8 protein-coding genes are annotated in these 13,544 nt (G+C 60.4%); 3 read left to right on the top strand and 5 right to left on the bottom strand.

Going from position 1 to position 13,544, the window contains the following annotated elements; translation table 11 throughout:
* Positions 1-59 precede the first annotated feature (59 nt).
* Positions 60-1,004, top strand: a complete 945-nt coding sequence (locus FE782_RS01795) for a tetratricopeptide repeat protein (protein ID WP_138191882.1) — start codon at positions 60-62, stop codon at positions 1,002-1,004.
* A 282-nt stretch (positions 1,005-1,286) separates the two neighbouring features.
* On the opposite strand, the gene FE782_RS01790 is transcribed toward FE782_RS01795, so the two are convergent.
* The 5 genes from FE782_RS01790 to FE782_RS01770 are packed head-to-tail and all read right to left on the bottom strand — an operon-like array spanning position 1,287 to position 5,968.
* Positions 1,287-2,003 (bottom strand): GntR family transcriptional regulator, encoded by a 717-nt coding sequence (locus FE782_RS01790; protein WP_138191880.1) that lies wholly within the window; start codon positions 2,001-2,003, stop codon positions 1,287-1,289.
* An 11-nt stretch (positions 2,004-2,014) separates the two neighbouring features.
* The gene (locus tag FE782_RS01785; protein ID WP_138191878.1) at positions 2,015-3,031 is read right to left on the bottom strand and encodes a sugar kinase; all 1,017 of its coding nucleotides are present in this window, start codon (positions 3,029-3,031) and stop codon (positions 2,015-2,017) included.
* Positions 3,024-3,779 carry a 2-dehydro-3-deoxy-phosphogluconate aldolase gene (gene dagF / locus FE782_RS01780; protein WP_138191876.1) on the bottom strand — a complete coding sequence of 252 codons (756 nt, stop codon included), beginning with the start codon at positions 3,777-3,779 and terminating at the stop codon, positions 3,024-3,026. The genes FE782_RS01785 and dagF overlap by 8 nt, the downstream gene beginning before the upstream one ends.
* A gap of 1 nt (position 3,780) precedes the next feature.
* Positions 3,781-4,884: a DgaE family pyridoxal phosphate-dependent ammonia lyase gene (locus tag FE782_RS01775; RefSeq protein WP_138191874.1), complete on the bottom strand. Its 1,104-nt coding sequence runs from the start codon at positions 4,882-4,884 to the stop codon at positions 3,781-3,783.
* Positions 4,850-5,968, bottom strand: coding sequence for an amidohydrolase/deacetylase family metallohydrolase (locus FE782_RS01770; protein WP_138191872.1), 1,119 nt, complete (start codon positions 5,966-5,968; stop codon positions 4,850-4,852). Before FE782_RS01770 ends, FE782_RS01775 begins: the two co-directional genes overlap by 35 nt.
* 394 nt (positions 5,969-6,362) lie before the next feature.
* On the opposite strand from FE782_RS01770, the gene FE782_RS01765 reads away from it, so the two are divergent.
* Both FE782_RS01765 and FE782_RS01760 read left to right on the top strand, forming a co-directional pair.
* On the top strand, positions 6,363-12,065 hold the full coding sequence (locus tag FE782_RS01765; RefSeq protein WP_138191870.1) for an ATP-binding protein: 5,703 nt from the start codon (positions 6,363-6,365) through the stop codon (positions 12,063-12,065).
* Positions 12,062-13,210, top strand: a complete 1,149-nt coding sequence (locus FE782_RS01760) for a hypothetical protein (protein WP_138191868.1) — start codon at positions 12,062-12,064, stop codon at positions 13,208-13,210. The genes FE782_RS01765 and FE782_RS01760 overlap by 4 nt, the downstream gene beginning before the upstream one ends.
* Positions 13,211-13,544 lie beyond the last annotated feature (334 nt).

The raw sequence follows: 13,544 nt of genomic DNA, 5'->3' as shown, positions 1-13,544 counted from the left end.
TAGCATACAAACCGAAGCGTGAAAGGCTGTCACGGCGAAGAAGAGGAGCGGGATCGGAAATGTGGGAAGAAGTAGAGGAATCGTTCATTCCCTCGAATGAGGCGAGGGTATATAAGCAACGGCGGAAGGAGGCGCTCGCGAAGCGCGACTTCGCGGAGGCCGACCGATGGCGGGAGCGGTTGGTTTCCTTGTATGTCCACCACGGGGAGACATACAAGTTCGGCGACCGTCCGGACCCCTCGCTGGCGATGACCTGCCTCAGGGAAGCGCTGCGTCTGCAGCCCGAGCATCCGGTCGCGAATTACCGCTACGCGCATCTCCTCTATAAAGAGAAGGCATACGCGGAGGCGGCGATGCATTTCCACAAGTCGCTTACGCCTACGCTGACGCTGCAGTTGAACGATCAGCAGTCGTATATCGCGAACATTTTCCTAGTTAACTGCGGGGTACTGATCGCGAGAGAAGCGATGCGGGAAATCGAGTATCTGAGCGGGAACGAACACGCGGATTACGACTTGGATGTGGTCGAACGGTATGAGGAGCGGATGCTGATCGAGAGCGAACAGATGCTCCAACGTCACATGTTCCTCAAGACGACGGAAGGCGCGACGGAATATCTCTCAAGGGACCAATATGACGAGTATCGGGTGAAGGCGCCGCGGGACGAAGTGCTCTTATGCGCGGAGGAGGAAGCGTTCGAACTGCAGTTCGGGTCCATGCGGCCGGTGCAGCTCGACAAGCTGTCGTTCCTCGTGCTGCGGAAGCTGTTCTCATCGGACAAGTTCCTGCAGGGCGGCGAGCTCGCCGAAGGGCTCCCGGCGACCTCGCGAGGGAGTCCGGTCACTTCCGTCTACGTACGACAGATCTTCTCGCGGCTTCATCGGGAGATTCCGTATTGGGACGAGTTGGTGGACACAATCGCGACGGGCAACCGAACTGAACGGAAGCTGCGCGACGGGCTGCGGTTTACGCTGCTGTACCATGCAAGCGTCGTGCTGCCTTAGGATGGAATTGATCGGCGGCGGGAATGGGTTGTGTCGAGATTTTTCGAATGATGTAGAAATAGGAAGGATTTTCTTGATTTGGGTCGAAAAAGACTCGAATCATGGAAACAGGAGATGCTTGCGTACAAGTGCTAAAGGGTGAGGTCGTCTGCGCGGTTTATTTCGCCCGCCGCCGAATCCGCGTGCGTTGCCGCCGTCCTCGCCGGTTCCTTATTCTCGGTAGAATCGGTCCGAAACAAGACTTCCGAGCGAAATAGGGACATTGCTGTTCCCTATGGCGGGTTACGCATCGGACTTGACGATATAATGCTGCAGCGCTGTATTGTAGTAGCCCTCGCTGTATTCCACCGTCTGCCCGGACGCGTCGACGGCGAACCGAAGCCGCTTTAGCACCGGCGAGCGGGCGTCCTCAAGCGCGAGCGTCGCGGCGACGTCGGCGGGGGCGAACGCCGCGGCGAACTCGTCTCGGAACGCAATGAGCGCGACGTCCTGCTCCTCGAGCCACTCGTACAGCGATTGCGCGTCGAGAATGGAAGACTCCGCGTTCGCGAACCGGGAGGGAAGGTAATGAAAGTAATGGATATACGGAACGTCGTCGAGAAAGTACAACCGTTCCACGCGGAGGCACTCCGGCCCGAAGCGCCGGTACGGCTCGGTTCCTTCCTCGCAGCGGATCGTCTTGACGCCGAGCAGCCGCTTGCGCATCCGATGGCCTTCCTCCACGAGCACCTCCGTGAACCGCTGCCAGGTGGAGCGTTTCGTCGTCGCCGTATTGCGGACGACTCGCGTCCCTCGGCCGCTGCTCGGCTCGAGGTAGCCCTCCTGAACGAGCTCCTTGACGGCGTTGCGGACGGTGATCTTGCTGACGCCGAACTCCTCCTCGAGCCGCGGCTCGGAAGGGATGTTCGTATCGAGCGGGTAGACGCCGTGCAGGATGCGATCCTTTAAGATGTTCTTGATTTGCAAATACAACGGGCGCTTGTTCCGGGAGAGAGTCATCTCGGCAGCAGCTACCTTTCTATATCGTCTGTCGCTTCCGCGAGGGCGCGCTCGACTTCGGGCTCCGACGCCATCGGCGAATCGCCCGAGACGGTATGCGCGAGCATCGCGGCCGCGGCGGCGAAATTCACGATGCGCTCGGGCGCGCGGTCTTCCAATACGCCGTGCAGGATGCCCGAGGCGAACGCATCGCCTGCACCGATTCTATCATAGACGGGGAAGGAGAGCTTTTTGGAAAAGGCGAAGGCCTCCTCCTTGTACAAATACCCTTGCAGCGAATGCGTGGAATCCGGATGAACGGTCCGATGCGTTCCGGCGATGACGGGAATGTCGTACGTCCGCGCGACGGCGGGGATGAGCTCGAGCAGACGCTCTCGCCGGTCTTGCCGCGACGTAGTCATCCCCAGAATATGCATGGCGTCCTTCTCGTTCATGAAGACGAGGTCGGCGAGACGCAGCATGTCGGCATAGTGAGGCTTTGCCGAGGCATAACCGTCCTCCCCCCAGAGCGAAGGACGGTAGTTGCAGTCGAACGACACGAGGCGGCCCGCCGCCTTGGCCGCGGCCGCGAGCGCCTTCGTCTGCGCCCGGACGACGTCGTTCATCGCGAGGGAGATGCCGCAGAAGTGGACGACGTCCGCTGCCTGGACGATGCTCTCGACGTCATAGGCATCCGATGGCGCCGTGTTAAAGCTGCTCTCCGCGCGGTTCGCGTACGTGACGCGGCTCGGCCGCGGACCGAAGCCCGTCTCGAGGAAATACATACCGAGCCAGCGGCCGCCGCGCCTCACTAGCGATGTGGCGACGCCGAGCTTGCGAATATGGGCGAGCGCGGCGTCGCCGAGCGGGCTTGCGGGCAGCGTGGTGACAATGTGCGCCGTATGGCCGAAGCGGGACAGCGCAGAAGCGACGTTGACGTTCGTGCCCGAGAACGAATACCGCAGCGTGTCGGCCTGCGTCAGCAGATCATGCCCTGGCACCTGCAGTCGCATCATCACTTCGCCGAAGCAAGCAATTGTCTTAGGCATAGCGATCCACCAAAGCCATCATCGTATCCGCGAGCTTCCTGACGTCTTCCGGCTTCGTGCGGCCGGTCGCGCCGTCGACGATCGACGAATAGACGTGCGGAATGACTTGAGGCACGCCGGCCTCCAACGCGATGCGGAGGATCGCTTCGAAGTTGTCCGGGTCGATGCCGCCGGTCGGCTCGAGCGCGAACCGTTCTTCGCCGCACGCTCTCGCTACGGCGCGCAGCTCGTCTTCGATCGCGAGACCCCCCATCGGGAAAAACTTCAACGCGTTGCCGCCCATGTCGCGGACGAGCGCGATGGCCGCCTTGACCGGGACGACGGCGGGCTCGGGGTGCGCGGCGCTCGCCGGTCCGGTCGACAAGTTGACATAACCGGGCCGGCCCGACGGCGACACTAACGCGTTGATCCAGCCTTCCCGTCCGCCGAGGTTGGCGCGCGTCGCGCCGACGGAGGGGAACACCTGGTTAATATGGGCGCCCGCGTAGTGCTTCGCGATCTCCGCGACGACGCCGGCCTGCCGATTGTCTCCCGCGCCGAGACCGATGGACACCGCACCGTCGATGCGGCGCCCGGTTTCGCGCATGGCGGCGACGGCGTCCTCGACGGTTGCGTAGTTCTTAGACAACATGCCGACCAACACGAAGCCGTCCCCGGCGAGGAACACTTCTTCGGCGTTGTCCGGGCCGTTCGCGAGCACATTGAGCGCCGCCCGGTTTCTATACAATCGCTTTCCGATATCCGCCATGTCAGCGTCCTCCTGCCAGCTCGCGGATCCGCGCCGCGATCACTTGAATGTCGTCCCCTTGCAAGGACCGGGGATCCAGATCAAAGTACCCTTGCTTGACGCCGTAATCGCGCGTGTAGACGGCGACCGGTCCGGTCCGCAACGCGAAGGCCATGCGTTCGGCCGTCGTGCCCGCAGACTCCGGATCGATCCGCACCCGCGCCCGGAAAATGGAGCGGCCCGAATCGTCCTGCACGATCGTCACGCCGACGCCCGGCAGCTCGTTCAGCGGGAGGAACGCTTGCAGCGCCTCCTTTTCCCGCTCGCTTGTGTCTTCCTTGGCGACGTACTCCTCGAGCGCCTGAAGCAGGCCGAAGATCGCTTCCTTCCCGACCTTCATGCCTCGGCCGATGCCGTACAGCTGCGTCTTGACCCACTCGACGTAAGTCCGCTTCCCGCAGACGATGCCGGACGTCGGACCTTCGATCGCTTTCGAACCGCTGTAGATGACGAGATCCGAGCACGCCGGATACTTGCGGAGATCCTCCTCCGCCGCGGCGTCGACGATGAGCGGCACGCCGCGCCGGCTTGCGACTTCCCAAGCTTCCTCGACGGAGAGCATGTTCTTCTGGACGCAATGATGCGACCTCACGTACAGGACGGCGGCCGTCTCCTCCGAGATCGCCTCTTCCAGATGCTCCGCTCGGCCTTCGTTGGCGTACCCGATCTCTCTCACGCGCCCGCCGCCGAGGTACACCATCGTCTCGATAGGAGCGCCGTACTGCACGTTATGCCCCTTGAACAAGAGGATTTCGTTCCGGGCGAGCGGCTCTTGGTGCAGGCGCAAGCTCTTCCGCCGGTCCCCCCGCGTGACGACGGCCGCGACGCACAGCGCGATGCCGCTCGACGCCGAGTTGACGACGACGGCCGATTCCGCCCCGAGCGTTCGGGCGATATGCTCCCCGGACGCCTCGATCAGCTCGGCCATCTCCACGTACTGCCGCCCGCCGAGTTTCATAGCGTCCATCACCGTGTCGGAGGGCGCCGACACGCCGATGACGCTCATGCGGCCGCTGGCGTTCACGACACGCTTAAGCCCGTATTTCGCAAGGAAAGAATGATCCATAAATGACAACTCCTTTGGGTTCGATTCGATGCTCCGCCTTTCTAACGGCGCCTTCGGAATCGTATAAGGTGATCGATTCCCGCTTGACCTCGAACAGGGTGAGCATCGAGGCGTCCCCCTCGCGGATCCGGCCGAGCTCGGGTCGTCCGAGACTTGCGGCAGCGCGCGAAGTGACGGCCGCGACGATGTCCCGAAGCGGGTACCCGAGCGCAAGAAACTTCGTCATCACGTTCGCGAGACTGTACACCGGGCCATTGATCCGATTGCCTCGGTAAATGTCCGAGCTGATCGTATCGGGCACGATGCCGTGGCGAAGGGCGGCTTCGGCGACCGCGAAGGAGAAGCTCGCGGTACCGTGGCCGACGTCCAGCCGCACGCCGCGTTCGACCGCCTCCCGCAGCGCGTGCAGAGGCCCGGACAGAGCGTCGAACGGACGGTTCGGCTTGCCGTGCAAATAATGGGTCAGGATATCGCCTTGGCGAAGCAGCGGCAGGATGTCTCCGATTGCCGGCGGTCCCGAGCCGATGTGCACCATGAGCGGCAGACGCGTCGCGTCCGACAGCTTGCGCGCGAGGCGAAGCGGCTGGATGCCGTTGCCGCCAACGACGCTTCGGCTGATGCGCGCCTTCAGCCCGACGACGAAGTCCGGGTGCCGTCGAACGGCTTCGACCGCGGCTGCCTCATCGATCCAGGCGAGATCGGACAGCTCGTCGATCCGCGCGAGCCCTATGCGGGAGACGTTCAGGAACGCGAGCAGATTCGTTCGCGCATGCGTGCCGCTGGCGGCGAGCTCCGCGATCCGGTTCGCCCCGCAGCTTCCGGCGTCTACGACCGTGGCGACGCCTTGGCGAACGCCGATTTCATCGATCTCATCCCCGTACGGATCGAATTCGGGGAAGGTGTGCGCGTGCAGGTCGATCCAGCCGCTAGAGACGTACAACCCCGATCCGTCGAACGCCGGCGCCCCGCGGACGATCCCTGGCGCCGTTGCCGTTACGGCGGAGATCCGACCGTCTTCGATCGCGATATCGACGACGCGATCGTCCATCGTTTTCAAGTTATGTAATAGAAGTTTCTCCCCCACGCGCCCCCCCCGCTTCCCTTCGATTCTACTCTTACGATACCATACCATTCTGATTAATCAATATAACGTTATAATGTTTTATTTATTAATCTAAGGTTCGTCCGGATCGAAGACAGCCGTTCCATCCGGGGGTTAGGCTTCCGAGGTCGGCTTGCGCGTCGCATACCGAGACAGAGGGAACTGAATGTACGGTTGCCCGAGCGCCTCTCCCGTACGAGGCAAGGCGCTTATTCTCGATTGTGGGGAAAAAATTGGTAGGATTGCCGCGGATCATGGAGCAGGTTTTTTATGTTTTTATGTTGAATCATAGTTAAGATGTACCATTTTTCGGGTGGTGCTTTCATACTATCGAATGTAATGATAGGACAAATTGTTCACGCGGAAGGGATTCGGGATGAAACAGAACAACAATCTCTTACTTTTGTTGCAGCGAGTAGAGCTTCATGCGAAGGAAGCGAAAGAAGCGCTTGCGGCGGCGCTGGAACGGTTAGAGGCGGGCTTCTTGCCCGACGATGCGGCGGCTCGTGCGCTGCCGGCGTTGAAGGAGTCGTATCAAGCGGTGCTGGACGCGGCGAAAGCCGTCCCTACTTGGAACGATAAGTACGAAGGTACGATCGGGGCGTTGACCGGGTGGCTTACGGTCGAACTGGAAGAAGCGAAGAAATTCGAGGAAGCTTATAAGTTACTTCGACAGGTACGTTTGCTTGCCGATCCCGAGCCCGAGTGGTGGGCGCCTCTGCTGGAGGAATCCAAGCGGAAATTGGATGCCTTCCGCGTCGAGCCGGAACCGGCTGCGCTAACGGCCTCGTTTTGGTCGGCCGTGTACCGGTTAACGATCCCCGAGGTGCTGGACAACGAGGAGCTGACGGACGAGCTTCGGGACGAAGTGCAGCGGTACAATCGAGACGTCGAAAAGGCGTTGTTTCGCAATAAAATTCAATTCGTCCCCGTCGCGGAGACGGTCGAGGAAGCGAAGGTTTCGGTCGGGGAAGCTCCGGCCTCCGAAGCGTCGACGGAGCGGCGTCCCGATGCCGATCTCGTACCGGCGTCGAAGCCCAAGAAGCCTTCTCAAGAGCAGGAACAGGAGCCGAAGTCGAAGAGGGAGTCACATTCGCGTTCCGGGCGGGACGAGGAAGACGAGGCTCGGCTCGAGCCGGCCTTAGTGCGGGATCCGCTTCGAACGTTCAAAGAACAATTAAAGCAACGTCCTCTCGACATCTCGCTTCGGCTGCCGAAGGGGGAAGAGCTCCTTCTGCCGAAAGCGTCGGGTCCGGCGGCGGAAGTGAAAGCTACGTTCAAGAAGCAAGCCTACCCGACGAAGGCCGTGCCGTCGGTCGCGGCGGGCGAGGGCGGAACCGATCGGCCTGAACCGGAGCACGAGTCTGAGCCTGCGGTAGAATTTGAACCTGAACCTAAGCCTGAGCCAGAGCTTGTGGCTGACCCGCAGCCTGTTCGACAAGGGAAGGCGGACATCGCCTCGGTCGCTTCGACGGCGGAGGCGGAGGCCGCGTACAAGGAAACCGCCGCCGGCTCGTCCGAGACGCTCCCTCCTAAGCCGCCCGTGACGCCGAAGAAGTCGGCGCCGGCGCCGGACAAACCGATGGCTGCGGTCGAGAAGGTCGTTCCGCTGCGAAAAGCCGGGACGGCCGACGCGGCGCGATTTAACGACCGAATTTGGAGCTTAATGAAAGAAGGGCACCTGGAAGCGGCGTACCGCATGGCGAGCTTGGCCGAAGCGGAGTGCGGCCCGGGCTCGATTCGACCGAACTCGGCTCTGCTTCGAGCCGTCTTGATCGGCGCCCCGTTGCGCTCGGCTACAGGGGAGCTTTCCCGCGCGTTGCGGAACGAGTTGAACGATCAGTTCCCTGTACTGCAGCAGGCGATCGAAGAGGATTCGGCCATGCGGCTGTTGCTCGCGGCCGCCACGCTCGCCCCGACGCTCTTCGCTCCGACGACTGGCGCGCCGATGCTGCTGCAGCAAATCCCTCTGTACGGGCTGGAACGACTAGAGACGATTCGAGACAAGGTAGTGCGGTTCTCCAGCGAAAATATGGGACTTAGCTCGTACGCGATCTCCCAGATCCAATCCGCGTCCTCCTGGGAGGACGAGTTGGCAAGGCTTCGGAAAGAAGTTCAGGCTTGGCTCCAACAGGCTTATATCGCGACGACGTGCTTCCAGCCGGCGACGGACGTCTGGCGGTACTGGGTACGCGAGCCGCAAGGGGCCGTATTCCAATTGCTTCAACCGATCCTGCATGAAGAAGTCGACATCGACGAGGAGGCGTTGTTCGCTTTCGCCGAGCGGTTCGCGGACCAGGGCGGCTTCGTCGTCGAGGTAGATAAGACCGACTCCCAGATCTTAGGCCGAACGCGGGGAAGCAACATCCGGAGCAAGGCGATCGTGCAGCTCCGGAACAAGTCTGATGCCGCGCTCCAGTTCTACCATCGTTGGTACGAGCTGGCCTCAAGGCGTACGAACGGCGCGAGCGGCTATCGACAGAAGCAAATCGACGATCTGCGAAGCAATCTTAACACGCTGCTTCCGGCCGCATGCGAGGAGGTCGTCGCCTACGCCGCCGCGCAAAGCACGGAACGGGCTTCGATCGCTGCGACGATCCTGACGAACGCCCTAGACGGCTTACATCAGCTGATTCGGAACTCGGACGCGCGACACATCAACGAACCGCAGCTTCACGCGGCCTTGAACGCCTCGCTGGTCCGGTCCGACGCCCCGCTCGATCCGGATTCGTGGGAGCCGCTCGCCCCGGTAGAGGAGGCCCACATCGACCAGATCGTGTCGCGAAGCGAATGGGGCTGGCAAGAGCTCTTCGAATATTTCTTAGAGTTCCAGGACCTCGGCGCGGCCCGCCGGGTGTTGGACAACGTTCCGCAAGAAGAGAAGGATGAAGCCGGCGCGATCGATGCGGCGATGCAGGCGCTCCAGGAGCGTTTGTACCAGCATCGCGAAGCGATGCAGCGCACGCACGATTATTCCGTGAAGCAGATTGAACAAGCGTACGGATTCACGTGGATTTCGGAAAACGAGCGATTCAACCTCATCGACGAGCTGGAGGAGCTGCAGGGACGCATCAAGGAAATGGAGCGATTCGTCGAGCCACGTGCACGTCTTCGGGACATCGATGTTCATCTGAACGCGAAGCGGGAGGAGAAGGTCGAGCATTTCCTCCAGACGCTCGGCGAGGCCGGCATCGACGTATCGAACGAGAGGTTCGGCCGGTTCCGCGCCGTGCTCGACAAGGGCGACATTCCGACCGCGGACGAATATTTGAACTACTTCCGGGAAAACAACGAGCTGCCCGAAATCGAGGAGAGGCACAACTATTTCTCGGACTTCTTCGAAGATAAATACGAAGCACTGTATAAGTTTTCGGTAGAGGGGAACGGCCGCAGCGCCAACTACGTCATCGAAAACGTAAAGAATCGCGGCTCCCTCGGTCCGATCTCGCTCAACCTGAATCAAGTGTCGAGCAAGCAGGCGCAGAACGCCTCGAATATGATGGCCGCTTGGTACGCGATGAAGACGAAGAAGACGACGAGTCCGCAGACGGCCGCTCAAGCCAAGATCATTCTTGAGCAATTGGGCTTTATCGTCAAGTCGGTGACGGTCAAGCAGCGGGCCAACGTCCACTATTTCGAAGCGGAGTGCAATCCGATCATCGACGCGATTCGTTGTCCGTTGCCGGCGTTCGGGTCGGAGGCGAACGGGAAATATCGAATCTTCTGCTTCTGGGATCGCGAGACGAGCGATCATATCCTCGAGTCGATCGGGGAGACGCACGGCCAAGCGGCGACGATCGCGTTCCACTTCGGTCGGATGACCGCCGCGAAAGCCCGAGAGCTTGCGAACAAGTGCCGGGAACGACGGCGGACGGCGCTGATCGTCGACGAGCTGCTAATGTTTTACTTATGCGGCGTGCGGAACGACAGGATGCCGGTTCTGTTCCAGTGCGCGCTGCCGTTCACGTATATCGAGCCGTACACGTCGCAGCCGGGCGTGGTCGCGCCGGAGATGTTCTTCGGTCGGAAGCGGGAAATCCAGTTAATCATGAACCGCCAAGCCGGCTTTATTTACGGCGGCCGCCAACTCGGCAAGACGGCCTTGCTTCGGGAGGCGGAGCGGCAGTTTCATCGTCCCGAAGATGGAAACCATGCCTATTGGATCGACCTTCAGGGGACGGATCTTACGGAGATCGACTATATTTGGAATGTCGTCGGGGAGAGGTTATCGTCGGCCGGCATCCTGCAGCGGAAGTCCAAGTGGAATCACAAAGTGCTCGAAGAAATCAAGCAATGGCTCGATGCGGACGACCAAAGGAATATTTTGCTGCTGCTCGACGAATCCGACCGGTTCCTGGAGCTGGACGGGAAGGACTTCTTAGGTGGCGGCAACAAGGCCGGCGACGATCGCGTCGGTTTCCATCGTTGCCGCTTACTGAAGAACCTGATGGACGTGACTCGCCGCCGATTCCACGTCGTCTTTGCCGGATTGCATAACGTTCAGCGGACGACGCGCAACGAGAACAATCCGCTTGCCCACTTCGGCGCGGCGCTGTGCATCGGTCCGCTCCACGAGGAGTGGACGACGGCGCGTGATTTAGTCACGCTTCCGATGCAGCTCGGCGGATACGGATTCGAGTCCGAGGATCTGGTCACGCGGATATTGTCGCAGACGAATTACTATCCGAGTTTGATCCAGCTGTACTGCAAACAGCTCTTATATCATGTGTTGGACCGTCGGGCGGGCTTCGACCCGAAGCGGTGCCCGCCGTTCAAGTTAAACGGGAAGCATATCGACCGCGCATACGAGGACAAGGACTTAAGGCGCGAAATCTCGCAGCGGATCAACTGGACGCTCCAACTGGACGACCGCTACGAAGTCATCGCGTATTCCATCGCTCACGAAGCTCTCGACAAGCGCTGGGTGTACAACGAAGGCTTCAAGGTGGCGCAAATTCGAGAGTTCGCAACGGCATGGTGGCCGGAAGGGCTAGCCGAGCTCAACATGGACGACTTCCGCATTCTGCTCGGCGAGATGGTCGGACTAGGCATCCTTCGCGAGACGTCGAGCGGGGGCTTCACGCTGCGCAGCCTCAGCTTGGCTTCGTTGATGGGCTCCGAGGAGATCATCGAGGAGAAGCTGACGCGAAGCCGTACGAAAGCGACGGTATACGAGCCTGCCCTCTACCGGCCAACGATCGGCGCCGAGGCGGATGGGATTCCTTATAAGCGAAGCGTCCTTACGGTCCAACAAGCGGAGCTGCTTCGGAACCATTTGATTTCGATCGTTCACGGCACCGCGGCGTCCGGACTGGACGATATGAAGGACAGCTTGCCGAAGGCGGGCGTCTCCTCTTCCGTCGTCATCGGGGAGGAAACGACGACCCTGCAAGATTTCGATAAGCAGCTGCAAAAAATTGCGAAGAAAACGACGGACACTCCGGTCTACGTTCTGGTTTCCCATACGAGCTGTTGGTCGGAGAAGTGGATCGAGGCCGCCCAGAAGCTGATGGCGAAACAAAAGCCGTTACAGAAGCTGCTCCATATCGTCTTCGTCAGCGATCCGGGCCAGACGTGGTCGCTGGAGAAGGACGAGGCGGTCCTAGAGCTGCTGGATAGCGTTCCGCAATTGTCGTTGAGCCCGTGGCACGACAGCATGGTCAAAAAGTGGATGGACGAACAGAACCTCGACACGGTGTCGGATACGAATATGGCGAAGTTGATGGACACCACGGGCTACTGGCCTAAGCTGTTGTACGATTACCGCGCCGCGAAGCGTTCGAAGGCTCGCTCTTCGATGACGCAGCTGGAAGAACGGTTCCAGGATAAGGAGTGGGTCGTCCGAACATGGCAGGACTTCGGCCTGAGGGAAGAAATCAAAACCATGATGCAGCTACTCGCCGCGGATGGCAACGCGACTTTGTCTCAGCTCGCGGACGACGAGTTCCCGAAGGAGATGGTGCGCCGGTACATGCGCTGGGCGGAGAAGATTTGCTTGGTGCGCATGAACGGCAAGGATGCCTGGGTAATGGATCCGTTCGTCCGGCGCCTGGTTAACGCGGAGGAGCGAATGGGATGAAGGAGCATTGGTGGAACTTGCCGGGTCCGTCTCGGTTCGTGGATCGAGTGGAACGGGACGTTCGGGACGGCCATTCGGTGTTTCTGGAGCTGCCTCTGGAGCGTCCGAGCGGGTTGCGGGAAGCCGTCGCGGAACGGTTCTCGGAGTCGTCGCTGCACTGGGAAGACCTGTTTGCGTCCGACGACAAGCCGCTCGATCTTATGTACGACCTGTTCCTTCCGGATCACCCGCCGTCCGCGCTTCGCACAATGGAAAGCTTGCCGACCGGGGACCGATTCAGCATGTTGATCGTATGGGTTGAGGAAATCGCGGAGGGGGATGCCCCCGCATGGGCGGATTTCTTCGAAAAGTACGGCACGCTCTGCCGTTCGAACCCCGACTGGCACCATCCGGTATTCCTGGTGCCGGACGCCGCCGCTTGGGGCGCGCATCGAAAAATGAAAAACACGCCCTACGCCTCGACCGTGCGCTGGAACGATACGGTGGAACGCTTGGATATGCAGATGTATATCGGCTCTCTACAGCTAGCGTACGGGGAGTCGAAGCTGGAGCAGCAGGTAGCCCGTCACTTGATGGCGGAATTATCGTTATGGGATCGGGACTTGGCCTTGTTTTTGGCTGGCCGGTCGGAGCAGGAGCTGTTTCATCCGGAACGCGCGCTCGTCGAGTACGCGGGCGAGAGGGGCTGGCAGCCGCGCGCGGTCGACCTCGAGCTGGCCTGGTCTAAGGGAATGGCTTTCCGCGTGGAAGAGCGCCTGGAATGGCACTCGGCGTGGCTTGCGATGAACGGCGACCTGGCTCAGCTGAGGCGAAGAATGTGGGCCGCGCAAGTAGCCGTGTTGTTCCCGCACTTGGAGCTGCTCCGTCATAAGCTGTTGGAGCTGATCGGTCCGCAAATTGCGCTTCCGGTTTACGACGAGAAGGGCTATGCGGTGAACGATTTGTTCGAGTTGGAGTTTCGGCATATCTATTATTTCCTGAGCCGAGGCGGCGCTCACCACCCGCCGCAGCTGGTATCGTACGTCAACGAACTAAGGCGCATTCGGAATTGGCTCGCCCACTTGAACGTGCTAGGCGCCGAAAACATTCGAACGCTAGCAAACCCTCCGCGAATGATCGCGGAGTTGGAGGAGTTCGCGTCGTAGAACGAAGTGTTTCTTCATAATGAGCCCATCCCCTGAGTCGGTGATGGGCTGCTTTCATGTTGCAACTATTTGAAGGGGGAGCGGCTCGCATGAATCTGCTGATTTCTCCGGCTCTATCGATAGCGTCATACTATCGAGAGGCAAAGAATATGCGGTAGAAGGTCGCGTAAAAATCTTGAGGGCGTAAAGCGATAATAAATACACTGCGGTTGCCGAGAAGGGGAACAAAGCGTTCGATCAAGAGCAATGGTTGCGAGGATTGGACATTCACTGCTGCGTGATCGAAGAGATGACCGAATTGCTGTAATCGGCAGGCGATTCGGACGGCGGCGTA

This window comes from Paenibacillus antri, assembly GCF_005765165.1.
Lineage (GTDB): Bacteria > Bacillota > Bacilli > Paenibacillales > YIM-B00363 > Paenibacillus_AE > Paenibacillus_AE antri.
The sequence above is the reverse complement of the archived record's forward strand: the minus strand, read 5'-3'. Positions and strand labels throughout refer to the sequence as shown.